This window comes from Pseudomonas kuykendallii, from assembly GCF_900106975.1.
In the GTDB taxonomy this organism is placed as follows: Bacteria; Pseudomonadota; Gammaproteobacteria; order Pseudomonadales; family Pseudomonadaceae; genus Pseudomonas_O; species Pseudomonas_O kuykendallii.
Genome location: NZ_FNNU01000002.1, coordinates 1 through 16,514, shown reverse-complemented (window position 1 = coordinate 16,514; position 16,514 = coordinate 1). Strand labels below are relative to the sequence as shown.

Here is a 16,514-nt window from a genome sequence, read left to right as displayed (position 1 = left end):
GCGGGGCTTTTTCGTTCAAGGCAGGCAGCCTTACATCTTCGACTGCAGGTAGTTCTGCAAACCGATGCGGTCGATCAGGCCCAGTTGCTGTTCCAGCCAGTAGGCGTGGTCTTCCTCGGTGTCCTTGAGTTGCAGTTCGAGGATCTCGCGGCTCTCGTAGTCGCCGCACTTCTCGCAAAGCGCGATGCCCTGGGCCAGCGCCGCACGCACCTGGTACTCCAGGGCGAGGTCGGCCCGCAGCATTTCCGGCACGCTGGTGCCGGTGTTCAGCGGCTCCGGAGTCATGTCCGGTACTCCTTCCAGGAACAGGATACGCTTGAGCAACGCGTCCGCGTGCTGGGTTTCCTCTTCCATCTCGTGGTTGATCCGCTCGTAAAGCTCGGTGAGCCCCCAGTCGGCATACATCCGCGAGTGCAGGAAGTACTGGTCGCGAGCGGCCAGCTCGCCCTTGAGCAGACCGATGAAATAATTGATGACTTCCGCTTCGCCGCGCATGTCGAGCTCTCCAGGAAAAACGCCAAGGTGGTGGATTATCGCCTAAAAGGCGATGACTCAGAGCAACACCGACGACGGGACATAAAAAAAGCCGCCCGCATCGCTGCAGGCGGCCTCTCGAACGGAACGCGGGATCACATCACCTGGTTGAGATCGACACCGAGCCCGGCCGCCACGCCTGCCCCGTAAGCGGGATCGGCCCGCAGGAAGTGCGCGATCTGGCGCAGCTGCACCTCGCGGCTGACCGAGCCCATGGCACCGACGATGTTGCCGATCAACAGCGCTTTCTGCTCGGCATCCATCAGGCGGAACAGATCGCCGGCCTGACTGAAGTAATCGTCATCCGTGCGGTGATCGTAACGGTCGGCCGCGCCGGAGAGCGCCAGCGCCGGTTCGCGGTACTCGGGAGCCTGCTTGGGCGCCTGGCTGTAGCTGTTGGGCTCGTAGTTGGGCCGCGCGCCGCCATTGCCATCGAAACGCATGGCGCCATCGCGCTGGTAGTTGCTGTAGCCGCTCAAAGGCGCGTTCACTGGCAACTGCTGGTAGTTGGTGCCCACCCGGTGACGCTGCGCATCGGCATAGGCGAACACGCGCCCTTGCAACATCCGATCGGGCGACAATCCGACGCCAGGCACCACATTGCTGGGAGCGAGGGCGACCTGCTCGACCTCGGCAAAGTAGTTCGCCGGATTGCGGTTGAGCTCGAACTCACCCACCTCGATCAGTGGAAACTCCTTCTGCGACCACACCTTGGTCACATCGAACGGATTCACCGCCCGAGTAGCTGCCTGCTCCTCGCTCATGACCTGCATGCATACCCGCCATTTCGGGTACTCGCCACGCTCGATGGCCTCGAACAGATCACGCTGCGCGTAATCGGGATCGCTACCCGCCAGGCGCGAGGCCTCGCTCGGATGCAGATTCCTGATGCCCTGCTGAGACTTGTAGTGCCACTTCACCCAGTGACGCTGCCCCTCGGCGTTGATCAGGCTGAAGGTATGGCTGCCGAAACCGTGCATGAAACGATAGCCGTCCGGAATCCCGCGATCGGAGAACAGGATGGTGACCTGATGCAGCGACTCCGGCGACAGCGACCAGAAATCCCACATCGCCTGGGGGCTCTTCAGGTTGCTCTGCGCCAGACGCTTCTGGGTGTGGATGAAATCGGGGAACTTGAGGGGGTCACGAATGAAGAACACCGGCGTGTTGTTGCCGACCACGTCCCAGTTGCCTTCTTCGGTGTAGAAACGCAGCGCAAACCCGCGCGGATCGCGCTCGGTATCAGCGGAGCCGCGCTCTCCTCCCACCGTTGAAAAGCGCAGGAACACCGGCGTTTGCTTGCCAACGGTCTCGAACAGCTTGGCGCTGCTGTAGCGCGTGATATCGCGGGATACGGTGAACGTGCCGTAGGCCGCGGAGCCCTTGGCGTGGACACGCCGCTCCGGAATGACTTCGCGATTGAAGTGGGCGAGCTTCTCGACCAGATGGAAATCGTCCAGCAACAACGGCCCGCGCGGACCGGCGGAGCGCGAATTCTGGTTATCGGCGACCGGAGCGCCGCTGGCGGTGGTCAGGATGGTCTTCTGGGTCATGCTCATCTCCATGTTCAAGCGCGTAGATAGCCGCGAGTCGGCTTGGGGATAAGTATGGGAGGGCGCTAAATGCGGCTCAAATTCATTGGTTGTCTAAGGTCAATAGACTCAACCAATGACGCGATCTTTCAGGACCCCAAAAGCAAACGCCCCGAGCAAGTCGGGGCGTTTACTGGATCATCCGGACGCTACTGCGACCGAATGGATCGATCGTGCAACTGCTTACTCGGCAGCTACAGCTTCACCGGCGGACTGACGGTCCACCAGCTCGACGTAGGCCATCGGAGCGTTGTCCCCAGCGCGAAAGCCGCACTTGAGGATGCGCAGGTAACCACCTTGACGGTTGGCGTAGCGCTTGCCCAGATCGTTGAACAGTTTGCCGACGATGGCTTTCGAGCGAGTACGGTCGAATGCCAGGCGACGGTTAGCCACGCTGTCTTCCTTGGCCAGGGTGATCAGCGGCTCGGCAACGCGACGCAGTTCCTTGGCTTTCGGCAGGGTGGTTTTGATCAGTTCGTGCTCGAACAGCGACACCGCCATGTTCTGGAACATGGCCTTGCGGTGGGCGCTGGTGCGGCTCAGGTGACGGCCACTTTTACGATGACGCATGATTGAAATTCCTTACCAAACTTTCGGTTCGGTGATTACGGACGATCAGGCAGTAGCCTTGTCGTCCTTCTTCAGACTTGCCGGCGGCCAGTTATCGAGGCGCATACCGAGGGACAGACCGCGGGAAGCCAGAACGTCCTTGATCTCGGTCAGGGACTTCTTGCCCAGGTTCGGAGTTTTCAACAGCTCGACTTCGGTGCGCTGGATCAGATCACCGATGTAGTAGATGTTCTCCGCCTTGAGGCAGTTGGCCGAACGCACGGTCAGCTCCAGGTCGTCGACCGGGCGCAGCAGGATCGGATCGATCTCGTCTTCCTGCTCCACAACAACAGGCTCGCTGTCACCCTTGAGGTCCACGAACGCGGCCAGCTGCTGCTGCAGGATGGTCGCGGCACGACGGATGGCCTCTTCAGGGTCCAGGGTACCGTTGGTTTCCAGATCGATGACCAGCTTGTCCAGGTTGGTACGCTGCTCGACGCGAGCGTTTTCGACAACGTAGGCAACACGGCGAACCGGGCTGAACGAAGAGTCGAGCTGCAAGCGACCAATGCTGCGGCTTTCATCTTCATCGCTCTGACGCGAGTCGGCGGGCTCATAGCCGCGACCACGAGCGATTTTCAGCTTCATGTTCAGTGCGCCATTGGACGCCAGGTTGGCGATCACATGGTCGCCATTGACGATCTCGACATCGTGATCCAGCTGAATATCGGCAGCAGTGACCGCGCCCGAACCCTTCTTGCTCAGGTTCAGCGTGACTTCGTCACGGCCGTGCAGCTTGATCGCGAGGCCTTTCAGGTTGAGCAGGATCTCGATGACGTCTTCCTGCACACCTTCGATGGCACTGTACTCATGGAGTACGCCATCGATCTCGGCCTCGACGACTGCACAGCCGGGCATGGAGGACAACAGGATGCGACGCAGCGCGTTGCCCAGGGTATGGCCGAAACCGCGCTCGAGAGGCTCGAGCGTGATCTTGGCGCGGGTCGAACTGACCACCTGCACATCGATATGGCGGGGGGTCAGGAACTCATTTACCGAACTCTGCATGGATACACCTATTTTCTAGCCCTTACTTGGAGTAGAGCTCGACAATCAGGTTTTCGTTGATGTCGGCGGACAGATCACTACGAGCCGGCACATTCTTGAATACGCCAGTCTTTTTCTCGGTGTCCACTTCGACCCACTCGACGCGACCGCGCTGAGCGCACAGATCGAGCGCTTGAACGATGCGCAGCTGATTCTTCGACTTCTCGCGAACGGCTACCACGTCACCCGGGCGAACCTGGAAGGACGGGATGTTTACCGTTTTACCGTTGATGCTGATCGCTTTGTGCGAAACCAGCTGGCGGGATTCGGAACGGGTGGAACCGAAGCCCATGCGATAGACGACGTTATCCAGACGGCACTCGAGCAGTTGCAGGAGGTTCTCACCGGTAGCGCCTTTACGACCGGCAGCTTCCTTGTAGTAACCGCTGAACTGACGCTCAAGTACACCGTAGATACGACGAACTTTCTGCTTCTCGCGCAGCTGGGTACCGTAGTCGGACAGACGACCACGGCGCTGGCCGTGAACGCCCGGCGGTTGCTCGATATTGCATTTCGATTCAAGCGCGCGCGCACCACTCTTCAGGAAGAGATCAGTGCCTTCACGACGGGACAGTTTGCATTTGGGACCAATGTAACGAGCCATTTCTCACTGTCTCCTATTACACGCGACGCTTCTTCGGCGGACGGCATCCGTTATGCGGGATGGGCGTCACGTCGGTGATGCTGGCGATTTTGTAACCGCAGCCATTGAGTGCGCGCACAGCGGACTCACGACCGGGGCCAGGGCCTTTGACGTTGACGTCAAGGTTTTTCAGACCGTATTCCAGAGCAGCTTGACCTGCGCGTTCTGCTGCCACCTGGGCGGCGAACGGAGTGCTCTTACGCGAGCCACGGAAACCCGAGCCCCCGGAAGTAGCCCAGGACAACGCGTTGCCCTGACGGTCAGTGATGGTAACGATGGTGTTGTTGAAAGACGCGTGGATGTGGGCGATCCCATCAACCACTGTCTTTTTGACTTTTTTACGAGGACGAGCAGCTGGCTTAGCCATGACTTAATTCCTGTCGATTCGCGGGCGCAATTACTTGCGGATCGGCTTACGCGGACCCTTGCGGGTACGGGCGTTGGTCTTGGTACGCTGACCACGAACCGGCAAGCCGCGACGGTGACGCAGGCCGCGATAGCAACCCAGGTCCATCAGACGCTTGATGTTCATGTTGATTTCGCGGCGCAGGTCACCTTCAGTGGTGAGCTTTGCAACTTCGCCACGCAGCTGTTCGATCTGCTCGTCGGACAGATCTTTGATCTTTGCCGCCGGGTTGACCCCGGTGGTGGCGCAAATGGTTTGCGCCGTGGTGCGACCAACACCGTAGATGTAGGTCAGCGAGATAACAGTATGCTTGTTATCTGGAATGTTGACGCCTGCAATACGGGCCATTCAGTGGAACTCCAATTGACAGCTACCTACGCCCCGGAAGCCAAGAAAAGGGCGCGAGATATTAGCGCTGTAATAACAAATAAGCAACCCGACAGCGCACTAGCTGCCGGGTTATCGACGCTCAGGTCACTCAGCCTTGGCGCTGCTTGTGACGCGGCTCCGCGCTGCAGATCACGCGCACGACACCGTCGCGACGAATGATTTTGCAGTTGCGGCACAGCTTTTTCACCGATGCACGAACTTTCATCACCAACTCCTCGAACCTTACGGACGTATCAGCGGAGCATTCCGCCGCCATAGCCCTTCAGGTTGGCTTTCTTCATCAGGGATTCGTACTGGTGCGAAACGAGGTGGGATTGCACTTGGGCCATAAAGTCCATGACAACCACAACAACGATCAGCAACGAAGTCCCGCCAAGGTAGAACGGTACGTTGGCAGCCACCACCAGGAACTGGGGCAGCAGGCACACGGCCGTCATGTACAGAGCACCGAACATGGTCAAGCGGGTCAGAACGCCATCGATATAGCGCGCCGACTGCTCGCCCGGACGGATACCCGGAATAAAGGCACCGGACTTCTTCAGGTTTTCCGCTACGTCTTTCGGGTTGAACATCAATGCCGTGTAGAAGAAGCAGAAGAAGATGATCCCTGCACTAAACAGCAGAATGTTCAACGGCTGACCAGGAGCGATCGCCTGCGAGATATCCTGCAACCAGCTCATGTTGCTGGACTGGCCGAACCACTGCCCCAGCGAGGCCGGGAACAGCAGGATACTGCTGGCGAAAATGGCCGGAATAACGCCCGCCATGTTTACTTTCAACGGTAAGTGGCTGGTCTGCGCAGCGAAGACCTTGCGGCCCTGCTGACGCTTCGCGTAGTGCACTGCAATACGACGCTGACCACGTTCGATGAACACCACGAAACCGATGATCGCCACCGCTAGCAAACCGACGGCCAGCAACGCGATGATATTGATATCGCCCTGCCTGGCCGACTCGAAGGACTGCCCGATCGCACGCGGCAGGCCGGCGACGATGCCAGAGAAAATCAGCATCGAGATACCGTTACCCACGCCGCGCTCGGTGATCTGCTCACCCAGCCACATCATGAACATCGCCCCCGCCACGAAGGTGGAGACAGCCACGAAGTAGAAGCCGAAATCGATCGAGAACGCCACGCCCTGACTGGCAAGACCAACGGACATGCCGATGGCCTGAACAATCGCCAGCACCAGAGCGCCATAGCGGGTGTATTGGCTGATCTTGCGTCGACCAGCCTCACCTTCCTTCTTCAACTGCTCCAGCTGCGGGCTGACGGCGGTCATCAGCTGCATGATGATCGATGCCGAGATGTACGGCATGATCCCCAACGCAAAGATGCTCATCCGCTCCAGCGCGCCGCCGGAAAACATGTTGAACAAGCTAAGAATGGTCCCCTCATTCTGCCGAAACAGATCCGCCAGCCGGTCCGGATTGATACCCGGCACTGGGATGTGCGCCCCTATCCGATAGACGATGATCGCCAGGAACAGGAAGCGCAGCCGAGCCCAGAGTTCGGACAACCCGCCATTGCTGAGCGCAGAGAGAGCACCTTGCTTAGCCATTTAGTCCTCGAATTTGCCGCCAGCTGCTTCGATGGCCGCACGCGCACCCTTGGTGGCGGCGATGCCTTTCAGGGTGACAGCGCGAGCAACGTCACCGGACAGCATGATTTTCACACGCTGAACGCTTTGGTTGATGACGTTGGCATCCTTGAGCGACTGCAGAGTCACGATATCGCCTTCCACTTTGGCCAGCTCGGACGTACGCACTTCTGCGCGATCCATGGCTTTCAGCGAAACGAAACCGAACTTCGGCAGACGGCGATGCAGCGGCTGTTGACCGCCTTCAAAGCCAGGAGCGATGGTGCCACCGGAGCGGGAGGTCTGACCCTTGTGGCCACGGCCACCGGTCTTGCCCAAACCGCTACCGATCCCACGGCCCGGACGATGCTTTTCGCGACGGGAACCCGGCGCTGGACTCAGATCATTGAGTTTCATCGATTAACCCTCGACGCGCAGCATGTAATAAGCCTTGTTGATCATCCCGCGATTTTCGGGAGTATCCAGGACTTCTACAGTGTGACCGATGCGACGCAGACCCAGACCCTTAACGCACAGTTTGTGGTTGGGGATACGGCCGGTCATGCTTTTGATCAGCGTAACTTTTACGGTAGCCATGATCAGAAGATCTCCTCAACGCTCTTGCCGCGCTTGGCAGCAATGGACGAAGGGGATTGCATGGTCTTCAGACCCTTGAAGGTGGCATGAACCACGTTCACCGGGTTTGTCGAGCCATAGCACTTGGCCAGAACGTTCTGCACACCGGCCACTTCCAGCACGGCACGCATGGCGCCGCCGGCGATGATCCCGGTACCTTCAGAAGCCGGCTGCATGAACACCTTGGAGGCGCCATGTGCGGACTTGATCGCGTACTGCAGGGTGGTGCCGTTCAGATCGACTTGGATCATGTTACGACGCGCAGCTTCCATCGCTTTCTGGATAGCAGCAGGTACTTCACGGGACTTGCCACGACCGAAGCCGACACGACCCTTGCCATCACCAACGACGGTCAGAGCGGTGAAGGTGAAGATACGACCACCCTTCACGGTCTTGGCGACGCGGTTAACCTGCACCAGTTTTTCGACGTAGCCTTCGTCGCGACTGTCGTCGCGATTATCGCGATCGCGTCTTTGCTCGTTATTTGCCATAACTTAGAACTCCAGCCCGCCTTCACGAGCAGCATCAGCCAGCGCCTTGACGCGGCCGTGGTACTTGAAGCCAGAACGATCGAACGCTACCTGGGTGACGCCAGCGGCTTTCGCACGCTCGGCAACCAACAGACCGACCTTCTTGGCCGCGTCGACATTGCCGGTGGCAGCGTCACGCAGTTCTTTGTCCAAGGTCGAAGCGCTGGCCAGGACCTTGCCGCCGTCGGCCGAAAGGACCTGGGCGTAGATGTGCTGGGAAGAGCGGTACACACAAAGGCGTACGGTTTCCAGCTCGCGCATCTTCAGGCGTGCCTTGCGAGCGCGACGCAGACGAGTTTCTTTCTTTACGCTCATTTGCTATGCCCTACTTCTTCTTAGCTTCTTTACGACGGACGACTTCGTCCGAGTAACGCACGCCTTTGCCTTTGTAAGGCTCTGGCGGACGGAAGTCGCGGATCTCTGCAGCCACCTGACCGACCAGTTGCTTGTCGATACCCTTGATCAGGATATCGGTCTGGCTGGGGGTTTCAGCGGTGATGCCTTGCGGCAGTTCATAATCCACCGGGTGCGAGAAGCCGAGAGCCAGGGACAGCACTTGACCTTTGGCTTGCGCCTTGTAACCAACACCAACCAGCTGGAGCTTGCGCTCGAAGCCTTGGCTAACGCCAATTACCATGTTGTTGACCAACGCACGGGTGGTACCGGCCATGGCTTTGTTCTGCAGGTCGCCATTGCGAGCAGCGAAACGCAGCTCACCGGATTCCTGCAGCACTTCCACGGACGGATGCACATTCAGTTCGAGAGCGCCCTTGGCACCCTTCACCGAAAGCTGCTGACCGGCGAGATTGATCTCAACTCCAGCGGGCAGCTTGACGGGGTTCTTAGCAACGCGAGACATGCTTATCCCCCCCTTAAAACACAGTGCAAAGCACTTCGCCGCCAACGCCAGCGGCGCGAGCAGCGCGATCAGTCATCACACCTTTGTTGGTGGAGACGATCGAAACGCCCAGGCCGCCACGAACTTTCGGCAGCTGGTCGACGGATTTGTACTGGCGCAGGCCAGGACGGCTGACGCGCTTCAGCTCCTCGATGACCGGACGGCCTTCGAAGTACTTCAGCTCGATAGACAGCTGCGGCTTGATATCGCTGCTGATCTGGAAACCCGTGATGTAACCCTCGCTCTTCAGAACGTTGGCTACCGCCACCTTCAGCGTGGAAGACGGCATGCTTACGACGGTCTTCTCAGCCATCTGGGCATTACGGATACGAGTTAGCATGTCCGCTAACGGGTCCTGCATACTCATGGGCTAGTTGCTCCTAATACAAGAAAAACGGCCTTACGGCTCACTAGTCACCAAGAACCAAGGGGCAATTCAAAAGCCCTGGCTCTGGCGAGCCGGCAATTCTAGAGACTGTTCATAAACGAATCAAGCCCCAAAAGGGGCTTGACTCAATAAGCGATCAAATAAGCGCGGATCTGGTTAACTCCGCCTGCTCATTCGGCGCTCGATTACCAGCTAGCCTTGACCAGACCTGGTACGTCACCGCGCATGGCGGCCTGGCGCAGCATGTTACGGCCGAGGCCGAACTTGCGGTACACGCCATGCGGACGACCGGTCAGACGGCAGCGGTTACGCAGGCGCGAGGCGCTGGCGTCACGGGGCTGCTTCTGCAGGGCGACCTGGGCTTCCCAACGCGCTTCCGGACTGGTGTTCGGATTGGCGATGGTAGCTTTCAGCTCGGCACGCTTCTTGGCGTACTTGGCTACCGTTTGCTGACGCTTCAGCTCACGGTTTTTCATGCTCTGTTTGGCCATTTCCTACTCCAATCAGTTGCGGAACGGGAAGTTGAAGGCGCGCAGCAGCGCACGACCTTCATCATCGGTACGGGCAGTGGTGGTCAGGGTGATGTCCAGACCGCGCAGTGCATCGATTTTGTCGTAATCGATTTCCGGGAAGATGATCTGCTCTTTCACGCCCATGCTGTAGTTGCCACGACCATCGAAGGACTTGGCATTCAGGCCGCGGAAGTCACGCACGCGCGGCAAGGAGATGGCGAGCAGACGATCGAGGAATTCGTACATCCGATCGCGACGCAGGGTAACCTTGATACCGATCGGCCAGCCTTCGCGCACCTTGAAACCTGCGATCGACTTGCGAGCGTAGGTAACAATGGCTTTCTGGCCAGTGATCTTCTCCAGGTCGGCAACAGCGTGCTCGATGACTTTCTTGTCGCCGATCGCTTCGCCAAGACCCATGTTCAGGGTGATTTTGGTAACGCGCGGAACTTCCATCACGTTCGCCAGCTGAAGCTGTTCTTTCAGCTTGGGCGCGATTTCCTTCCGATAAATCTCTTTCAGTCGTGCCATGGTGATTTACCTAGCGATGCTCAAGCATCGACCGCTTTTTGGGTCGACTTGAAGACACGAATTTTCTTGCCTTCTTCTACCTTGAAACCAACGCGGTCAGCCTTGTTGGTTTCGGCATTGAAGATGGCGACGTTGGAGACGTGCAGAGGCGCCTCCTTCTCGACGATACCGCCTTGTACGCCCGACATCGGGTTCGGCTTGGTATGGCGCTTCACCAGGTTGATCCCACCAACGACCAGACGGTCGTCAGCGAGAACCTTGAGCACCTTGCCACGCTTGCCCTTGTCTTTGCCGGCGATGACGATGATCTCGTCGTCACGACGAATCTTTTGCATGACGGCTTCTCCTTACAGCACTTCGGGGGCGAGCGAGACGATCTTCATGAACTTCTCAGAGCGAAGTTCACGAGTCACCGGCCCGAAGATACGGGTGCCGATCGGCTCCTGCTTGTTGTTCAGCAGAACAGCCGCGTTGCCGTCGAAGCGGATGATGGAACCATCCGGACGACGAACGCCGTGACGAGTGCGGACCACGACAGCGGTCATCACTTGGCCTTTCTTCACCTTGCCGCGAGGAATTGCTTCCTTCACGGTTACCTTGATGATGTCACCGATACCGGCATAGCGACGATGCGAGCCGCCGAGCACCTTGATGCACATTACGCGACGTGCGCCGCTGTTATCGGCGACATCGAGCATGGATTGAGTCTGAATCATACCTTTCTCCGACCCTTAGTCTCTTAGACTTCCACCGCGCGCTCGACGACTTCCACCAGCATCCAAGACTTAGTCTTGGCCAGCGGACGGGTCTCGCGAATGGTGACCTTGTCGCCGATACGGCACTGGTTGGTTTCATCGTGAGCGTGCAACTTGGTCGAACGCTTGACGTACTTACCGTAGATCGGGTGCTTTACGCGGCGCTCGATCAGGACGGTGATGGTTTTGTCCATCTTGTCGCTGACGACACGGCCGGTCAGCGTACGGACGGTTTTCTGAGCTTCAGCCATGATCACTTACCTGCTTGCTGGTTGAGCACAGTTTTCACGCGAGCGATGTCGCGCTTCACTTGCGAGAGCAGGTGAGACTGCCCCAACTGGCCAGTTGCCTTCTGCATGCGCAGATTGAACTGGTCGCGCAGCAGGCCGAGCAGTTGCTCGTTCAGCTGCTGAACCGATTGTTCACGAAGTTCATTCGCTTTCATCACATCACCGTCCGCTTAACAAAGGAGGTGGCGAGCGGCAGCTTTGCAGCAGCCAGGGCGAATGCTTCGCGCGCCAGCTCTTCGGAAACACCCTCGATCTCGTAAAGCACCTTGCCCGGCTGAATCTGGGCTACCCAGTACTCGACGTTGCCCTTCCCTTTACCCATACGAACTTCGAGGGGCTTCTTGGTGACAGGCTTGTCGGGGAAAACGCGGATCCAGATCTTGCCGCCACGTTTTACGTGACGAGTCAGGGCCCGGCGAGCGGACTCGATCTGGCGAGCGGTGAGACGACCACGAGCTACGGACTTCAGAGCAAACTCGCCGAAACTGACTTTGCTACCGCGCTGAGCCAGACCACGGTTGTGACCGGTCATCTGCTTGCGGAACTTCGTACGCTTTGGTTGCAACATTTGGCGTACTCCTTACTTAGCGGCTTTTTTACGAGGCGCGGGCGCTTGAGGTTTCAGTTCTTCTTGGCGACCACCAATCACTTCGCCTTTGAAGATCCAAACCTTCACACCGATCACACCATAAGTGGTGTGCGCTTCGTACGTGGCATAGTCGATGTCGGCACGCAGGGTGTGCAGGGGCACACGACCTTCGCGATACCACTCGGTACGGGCAATTTCTGCGCCGCCCAAACGACCGCTCACTTGGATTTTGATGCCCTTGGCACCAATACGCATGGCGTTCTGTACAGCGCGCTTCATGGCGCGACGGAACATCACACGACGCTCCAGCTGCTGAGCAACGCTCTGTGCAACCAGCATACCGTCGAGCTCCGGCTTGCGGATCTCTTCGATGTTGATGTGCACGGGCACACCCATTTGCTTGGTCAGGTCCTGACGCAGCTTCTCAACATCTTCACCTTTCTTGCCGATCACGATGCCGGGGCGAGCGGTGTGGATGGTGATGCGTGCGGTTTGTGCCGGACGATGAATATCGATACGGCTTACGGACGCGCTTTTTAGTTTGTCTTGGAGGTACTCACGAACCTTCAGGTCGGCGAGCAGATAATCGGCATAAGTGCGCTTATCGGCATACCAAACGGAGGTGTGCTCCTTGACGATTCCCAGGCGAATGCCAGTGGGATGTACTTTCTGACCCATCTGAACGACTCCGTTACTTGTCCGCAACCTTGACAGTGATATGGCAAGACCGCTTGACGATGCGATCAGCGCGGCCTTTGGCACGCGGCATGATGCGCTTCAGCGAACGCCCCTCGTTGACGAAGACCGTGGAGACCTTGAGGTCGTCCACGTCAGCGCCTTCGTTGTGCTCGGCGTTGGCTACGGCCGACTCCAGCACTTTTTTCATGATCTCGGCAGCTTTCTTACTACTGAAAGCCAGGAGGTTGAGCGCTTCGCCCACCTTCTTCCCGCGGATCTGGTCGGCGACCAAGCGGGCTTTCTGGGCGGAGATTCGAGCGCCCGACAGCTTAGCGGCTACTTCCATCGTTCCTTACCCCTTAACGCTTGGCTTTCTTGTCAGCCGCGTGCCCACGATAAGTGCGGGTACCGGCGAACTCGCCCAGTTTGTGGCCGACCATGTCTTCGTTCACAAGAACGGGGACATGTTGACGACCGTTATGCACAGCAATGGTCAGACCGACCATTTGCGGCAGAATGATAGAGCGACGCGACCAGGTTTTAACCGGCTTGCGATCGTTCTTTTCCGCCGCCACTTCGACTTTCTTCAACAGGTGAAGGTCGATGAAAGGACCTTTTTTCAGAGAACGTGGCACAGTCGTATACCTCTAGTTACTTGCGGCGGCGGACGATCATTTTGTCGGTGCGCTTGTTCGCACGAGTCTTCGCGCCCTTGGTCGGGAAGCCCCATGGAGACACCGGATGACGGCCACCAGAGGTACGACCTTCACCACCACCGTGCGGGTGGTCTACCGGGTTCATCGCCACGCCGCGAACGGTCGGACGAACACCACGCCAGCGCTTGGCGCCGGCCTTACCCAGCGAACGCAGGCTGTGCTCGGAGTTCGAGACTTCGCCCAGGGTCGCACGGCATTCCGACAGCACTTTGCGCATTTCGCCGGAGCGAAGACGCAGCGTTACGTAGACACCTTCACGAGCAACCAGCTGAGCCGAAGCACCAGCGGAACGCGCGATCTGAGCACCTTTACCCGGCTTCAGCTCGATACCGTGAACGGTGGAACCGACCGGAATGTTGCGCAGCTGCAGGGTGTTACCGGCCTTGATCGGCGCGTGAGCACCAGAGATCAGCTGGTCGCCAGCGCTCACGCCCTTCGGCGCGATGATGTAACGACGTTCGCCGTCTGCGTAGAGCAGCAGAGCGATGTGCGCGGTACGGTTAGGGTCATATTCGATACGCTCAACGGTGGCAGGAATGCCATCCTTGTTGCGACGAAAATCGACGAGACGGTAATGCTGCTTGTGACCACCACCGATATGACGGGTAGTGATGCGACCGTTGTTGTTACGGCCGCCGGACTTCGACTTCTTCTCCAACAGGGGAGCGTAAGGCGCGCCTTTGTGCAGGTCCTGGTTGACAACCTTGACCACGAAACGGCGGCCAGCGGAAGTCGGTTTGCATTTAACGATTGCCATGATGCACCCCTTTACTCAGCGCTGTTGGCGAAATCGAGATCCTGGCCCGGCTGAAGAGCGATGTACGCCTTCTTCCAGTCGTTACGCTTGCCCAGACCGCGAGCAGTGCGCTTGGTCTTGCCCTGAACATTCAGGGTGCTGACCTTGGCGACTTTCACGCTGAACAGGCTTTCGACGGCCTTCTTGATTTCCAGCTTGGTTGCATCAGTGGCAACCTTGAAAACGAATTGGCTCTTGCTGTCCGCCAGCCCGGTGGCTTTCTCGGAGACGTGCGGACCAAGCAGCACTTTGAATACGCGTTCCTGGTTCATCCCAGCAGCTCCTCGAATTTCTTCACGGCCGACACGGTGATCAGCACCTTGTCGTAGGCGATGAGGCTGACCGGATCGGAACCCTGGACATCACGCACATCAACGTGCGGCAGGTTGCGGGCAGCCAGGTACAGGTTCTGGTCGAGTGCATCGGTAACGATCAGCACGTCGTTCAGACCCAGACCATCCAGCTTGCTCAGCAGGCCTTTGGTTTTCGGAGCATCGACGGCGAAGTCTTCAACCACGACCAGACGCTCGGAGCGCACCAGCTCGGAGAGGATGGAGCGCAGAGCTGCGCGATACATCTTCTTGTTGAGCTTCTGCGAGTGATCCTGCGGCTTGGCAGCGAAGGTGGTACCACCGGAGCGCCAGATGGGGCTGCGGATGGTGCCAGCACGAGCACGACCGGTGCCCTTCTGACGCCACGGCTTCTTGCCACCGCCGCGAACCTCGGAGCGGGTCTTCTGTGCGCGAGTGCCTTGACGGCCACCAGCCATATAGGCAACGACAGCCTGGTGAACCAGAGTCTCGTTGAACTCGCCGCCGAAAGTGCTTTCGGAAACTTCGATCGCCTGAGCGCCATTTACATTCAATTGCATCTCAGCATTCCCCCTTAACCGCGAGCCTTGGCAGCCGGACGCACGACGACATCACCGCCGGTAGCGCCAGGAACGGCACCCTTGACCAGCAGCAGATTACGTTCAGCATCGACACGCACAACTTCCAGGGACTGTACGGTCACGCGCTCAGCGCCCATGTGACCGGACATTTTCTTGCCCTTGAATACACGACCAGGAGTCTGGCACTGGCCAATGGAGCCCGGGACGCGGTGGGATACGGAGTTACCGTGAGTGTTGTCCTGACCACGGAAATTCCAGCGCTTGATGGTACCGGCAAAGCCTTTACCCTTGGACTGACCAGTGACATCCACCAGTTGGCCCGCCTGGAAAATTTCAGCATTGATCTGATCACCAGCCTGGTAGTCGCCTTCTTCAAGACGGAACTCCCAGACGCCACGACCAGCAGCGACGTTCGCCTTGGCGAAGTGACCGGCTTGCGCCTTGGTCACGCGAGAGGCACGACGCTCACCGACAGTTACCTGCACGGCGCGATAGCCATCGCTCTCTTCATTCTTGAACTGGGTGACGCGATTCGGCTCGATCTCAATGACCGTGACCGGAATGGAGACACCATCTTCGGTGAAAATGCGGGTCATGCCGCACTTACGACCGATTACACCAATAGTCATGTTGTAACCTCATGAGTGTACGGGGCTTTCACCCGCTATGGCCGCCCATTTCAGAGCGTTACACGACTAGCTCCGAGGGGAGTTAGCCGAGGCTGATCTGCACTTCAACGCCAGCCGCAAGATCGAGCTTCATCAGCGCGTCGACGGTTTTGTCCGTCGGCTGAACGATGTCCAGCACACGCTTATGGGTACGAATTTCATACTGGTCGCGCGCGTCTTTGTTGACGTGCGGAGAAACCAGAACGGTGTACCGCTCCTTACGGGTAGGCAGAGGAATCGGACCACGCACCTGAGCACCAGTACGTTTCGCGGTTTCCACGATTTCCTGGGTAGATTGATCAATCAGGCGATGGTCAAAAGCCTTCAACCGAATACGGATTTGTTGGTTTTGCATTTGACAGACTCCAAGTTGCCTTCCCCACCGAGCGCAATACGCCCGATAAAAGGAGGCGTGATTGTACGGATGCACTCTTGGGGTGTCAATAAATGATCAACAAATAGAAAAGGCCCCCGAAGGGGCCTTTTCACAGCGACCGTCGATTACTCGATGATCTTGGCAACCACGCCGGCGCCAACGGTACGACCACCTTCGCGAATCGCGAAGCGCAGGCCGTCTTCCATGGCGATCGGAGCGATCAGGGTGACAACCATCTTGATGTTGTCGCCCGGCATTACCATCTCTACGCCTTCCGGCAGTTCGCAGTTACCGGTTACATCGGTAGTGCGGAAGTAGAACTGCGGACGGTAGCCTTTGAAGAACGGGGTGTGACGACCGCCTTCTTCCTTGCTCAGCACGTACACTTCAGCTTCGAACTTGGTGTGCGGCTTGATGGTGCCCGGCTTGGCCAGTACCTGGCCACGCTCGACGTCTTC

At 58.2% G+C, this 16,514-nt stretch carries 31 protein-coding genes; all 31 read right to left on the bottom strand.

The window, feature by feature from the left end:
* Positions 1 to 30: 30 nt before the first annotated feature.
* On the bottom strand, positions 31 to 495 hold the full coding sequence (bfr, locus tag BLV15_RS05190) for a bacterioferritin (RefSeq protein WP_090225273.1): 465 nt from the start codon (positions 493 to 495) through the stop codon (positions 31 to 33).
* A gap of 134 nt (positions 496 to 629) precedes the next feature.
* A complete protein-coding gene (locus BLV15_RS05185) occupies positions 630 to 2,087 on the bottom strand; it encodes a catalase (protein ID WP_090225272.1) in 1,458 nt (485 codons plus the stop codon).
* Positions 2,088 to 2,309: 222 nt separating this feature from the next.
* Positions 2,310 to 2,696 carry a 50S ribosomal protein L17 gene (rplQ, locus tag BLV15_RS05180; RefSeq protein WP_090225270.1) on the bottom strand — a complete coding sequence of 129 codons (387 nt, stop codon included), beginning with the start codon at positions 2,694 to 2,696 and terminating at the stop codon, positions 2,310 to 2,312.
* Positions 2,697 to 2,741: 45 nt separating this feature from the next.
* On the bottom strand, positions 2,742 to 3,743 hold the full coding sequence (locus BLV15_RS05175) for a DNA-directed RNA polymerase subunit alpha (RefSeq protein ID WP_090225269.1): 1,002 nt from the start codon (positions 3,741 to 3,743) through the stop codon (positions 2,742 to 2,744).
* Positions 3,744 to 3,765: 22 nt separating this feature from the next.
* Positions 3,766 to 4,386, bottom strand: coding sequence for a 30S ribosomal protein S4 (rpsD, locus tag BLV15_RS05170; protein ID WP_090225267.1), 621 nt, complete (start codon positions 4,384 to 4,386; stop codon positions 3,766 to 3,768).
* 16 nt (positions 4,387 to 4,402) lie between these two features.
* A complete protein-coding gene (rpsK, locus tag BLV15_RS05165; RefSeq protein WP_002555466.1) occupies positions 4,403 to 4,792 on the bottom strand; it encodes a 30S ribosomal protein S11 in 390 nt (129 codons plus the stop codon).
* Positions 4,793 to 4,822: 30 nt separating this feature from the next.
* Positions 4,823 to 5,179, bottom strand: a complete 357-nt coding sequence (gene rpsM, locus BLV15_RS05160) for a 30S ribosomal protein S13 (RefSeq protein WP_090225265.1) — start codon at positions 5,177 to 5,179, stop codon at positions 4,823 to 4,825.
* A 130-nt stretch (positions 5,180 to 5,309) separates the two neighbouring features.
* Positions 5,310 to 5,426: a 50S ribosomal protein L36 gene (rpmJ, locus tag BLV15_RS05155; RefSeq protein WP_003281814.1), complete on the bottom strand. Its 117-nt coding sequence runs from the start codon at positions 5,424 to 5,426 to the stop codon at positions 5,310 to 5,312.
* A gap of 28 nt (positions 5,427 to 5,454) precedes the next feature.
* A complete protein-coding gene (secY, locus tag BLV15_RS05150; RefSeq protein ID WP_090225263.1) occupies positions 5,455 to 6,783 on the bottom strand; it encodes a preprotein translocase subunit SecY in 1,329 nt (442 codons plus the stop codon).
* Positions 6,784 to 7,218: a 50S ribosomal protein L15 gene (gene rplO / locus BLV15_RS05145; RefSeq protein WP_090225262.1), complete on the bottom strand. Its 435-nt coding sequence runs from the start codon at positions 7,216 to 7,218 to the stop codon at positions 6,784 to 6,786. It lies immediately after the preceding gene.
* A 3-nt stretch (positions 7,219 to 7,221) separates the two neighbouring features.
* A complete protein-coding gene (gene rpmD, locus BLV15_RS05140; RefSeq protein WP_003186033.1) occupies positions 7,222 to 7,398 on the bottom strand; it encodes a 50S ribosomal protein L30 in 177 nt (58 codons plus the stop codon).
* Between the two features lie 2 nt (positions 7,399 to 7,400).
* Positions 7,401 to 7,928: a 30S ribosomal protein S5 gene (gene rpsE / locus BLV15_RS05135; RefSeq protein WP_090225260.1), complete on the bottom strand. Its 528-nt coding sequence runs from the start codon at positions 7,926 to 7,928 to the stop codon at positions 7,401 to 7,403.
* 3 nt (positions 7,929 to 7,931) lie between these two features.
* Positions 7,932 to 8,282: a 50S ribosomal protein L18 gene (gene rplR / locus BLV15_RS05130; RefSeq protein ID WP_090225259.1), complete on the bottom strand. Its 351-nt coding sequence runs from the start codon at positions 8,280 to 8,282 to the stop codon at positions 7,932 to 7,934.
* A gap of 10 nt (positions 8,283 to 8,292) precedes the next feature.
* On the bottom strand, positions 8,293 to 8,826 hold the full coding sequence (gene rplF, locus BLV15_RS05125) for a 50S ribosomal protein L6 (protein WP_090225257.1): 534 nt from the start codon (positions 8,824 to 8,826) through the stop codon (positions 8,293 to 8,295).
* A gap of 13 nt (positions 8,827 to 8,839) precedes the next feature.
* On the bottom strand, positions 8,840 to 9,232 hold the full coding sequence (rpsH, locus tag BLV15_RS05120) for a 30S ribosomal protein S8 (RefSeq protein ID WP_090225255.1): 393 nt from the start codon (positions 9,230 to 9,232) through the stop codon (positions 8,840 to 8,842).
* A gap of 206 nt (positions 9,233 to 9,438) precedes the next feature.
* A complete protein-coding gene (gene rpsN, locus BLV15_RS05115; RefSeq protein ID WP_090225251.1) occupies positions 9,439 to 9,744 on the bottom strand; it encodes a 30S ribosomal protein S14 in 306 nt (101 codons plus the stop codon).
* A 12-nt stretch (positions 9,745 to 9,756) separates the two neighbouring features.
* Positions 9,757 to 10,296, bottom strand: coding sequence for a 50S ribosomal protein L5 (rplE, locus tag BLV15_RS05110; protein ID WP_090225246.1), 540 nt, complete (start codon positions 10,294 to 10,296; stop codon positions 9,757 to 9,759).
* A gap of 20 nt (positions 10,297 to 10,316) precedes the next feature.
* A complete protein-coding gene (gene rplX / locus BLV15_RS05105) occupies positions 10,317 to 10,631 on the bottom strand; it encodes a 50S ribosomal protein L24 (RefSeq protein WP_090225244.1) in 315 nt (104 codons plus the stop codon).
* A 12-nt stretch (positions 10,632 to 10,643) separates the two neighbouring features.
* The gene (gene rplN, locus BLV15_RS05100) at positions 10,644 to 11,012 is read right to left on the bottom strand and encodes a 50S ribosomal protein L14 (RefSeq protein WP_003289207.1); all 369 of its coding nucleotides are present in this window, start codon (positions 11,010 to 11,012) and stop codon (positions 10,644 to 10,646) included.
* A 23-nt stretch (positions 11,013 to 11,035) separates the two neighbouring features.
* Positions 11,036 to 11,302 carry a 30S ribosomal protein S17 gene (gene rpsQ / locus BLV15_RS05095; RefSeq protein ID WP_084339554.1) on the bottom strand — a complete coding sequence of 89 codons (267 nt, stop codon included), beginning with the start codon at positions 11,300 to 11,302 and terminating at the stop codon, positions 11,036 to 11,038.
* A gap of 2 nt (positions 11,303 to 11,304) precedes the next feature.
* A complete protein-coding gene (gene rpmC / locus BLV15_RS05090) occupies positions 11,305 to 11,496 on the bottom strand; it encodes a 50S ribosomal protein L29 (RefSeq protein WP_090225242.1) in 192 nt (63 codons plus the stop codon).
* Positions 11,496 to 11,909 (bottom strand): 50S ribosomal protein L16, encoded by a 414-nt coding sequence (rplP, locus tag BLV15_RS05085; protein ID WP_021209374.1) that lies wholly within the window; start codon positions 11,907 to 11,909, stop codon positions 11,496 to 11,498. Before rplP ends, rpmC begins: the two co-directional genes overlap by 1 nt.
* A 12-nt stretch (positions 11,910 to 11,921) precedes the next feature.
* Complete coding sequence (gene rpsC / locus BLV15_RS05080; RefSeq protein ID WP_090225240.1) at positions 11,922 to 12,608, bottom strand: 30S ribosomal protein S3; 687 nt, start codon at positions 12,606 to 12,608, stop codon at positions 11,922 to 11,924.
* A 13-nt stretch (positions 12,609 to 12,621) separates the two neighbouring features.
* Positions 12,622 to 12,954 (bottom strand): 50S ribosomal protein L22, encoded by a 333-nt coding sequence (rplV, locus tag BLV15_RS05075; RefSeq protein ID WP_003103908.1) that lies wholly within the window; start codon positions 12,952 to 12,954, stop codon positions 12,622 to 12,624.
* Positions 12,955 to 12,967: 13 nt separating this feature from the next.
* Complete coding sequence (rpsS, locus tag BLV15_RS05070; protein WP_090225239.1) at positions 12,968 to 13,243, bottom strand: 30S ribosomal protein S19; 276 nt, start codon at positions 13,241 to 13,243, stop codon at positions 12,968 to 12,970.
* Positions 13,244 to 13,259: 16 nt separating this feature from the next.
* Positions 13,260 to 14,081, bottom strand: coding sequence for a 50S ribosomal protein L2 (gene rplB, locus BLV15_RS05065; protein WP_090225237.1), 822 nt, complete (start codon positions 14,079 to 14,081; stop codon positions 13,260 to 13,262).
* Between the two features lie 11 nt (positions 14,082 to 14,092).
* Positions 14,093 to 14,392 (bottom strand): 50S ribosomal protein L23, encoded by a 300-nt coding sequence (gene rplW / locus BLV15_RS05060; protein WP_090225235.1) that lies wholly within the window; start codon positions 14,390 to 14,392, stop codon positions 14,093 to 14,095.
* On the bottom strand, positions 14,389 to 14,991 hold the full coding sequence (rplD, locus tag BLV15_RS05055; RefSeq protein ID WP_090225234.1) for a 50S ribosomal protein L4: 603 nt from the start codon (positions 14,989 to 14,991) through the stop codon (positions 14,389 to 14,391). The genes rplW and rplD overlap by 4 nt, the downstream gene beginning before the upstream one ends.
* A gap of 14 nt (positions 14,992 to 15,005) precedes the next feature.
* Positions 15,006 to 15,641, bottom strand: coding sequence for a 50S ribosomal protein L3 (rplC, locus tag BLV15_RS05050; RefSeq protein ID WP_090225233.1), 636 nt, complete (start codon positions 15,639 to 15,641; stop codon positions 15,006 to 15,008).
* Between the two features lie 82 nt (positions 15,642 to 15,723).
* The gene (gene rpsJ / locus BLV15_RS05045; protein ID WP_003463313.1) at positions 15,724 to 16,035 is read right to left on the bottom strand and encodes a 30S ribosomal protein S10; all 312 of its coding nucleotides are present in this window, start codon (positions 16,033 to 16,035) and stop codon (positions 15,724 to 15,726) included.
* 146 nt (positions 16,036 to 16,181) lie between these two features.
* Positions 16,182 to 16,514, bottom strand: a 333-nt coding sequence (locus BLV15_RS05040) for an EF-Tu C-terminal domain-related protein (RefSeq protein WP_090225232.1), incomplete at its 5' end; no start/stop codon positions are given.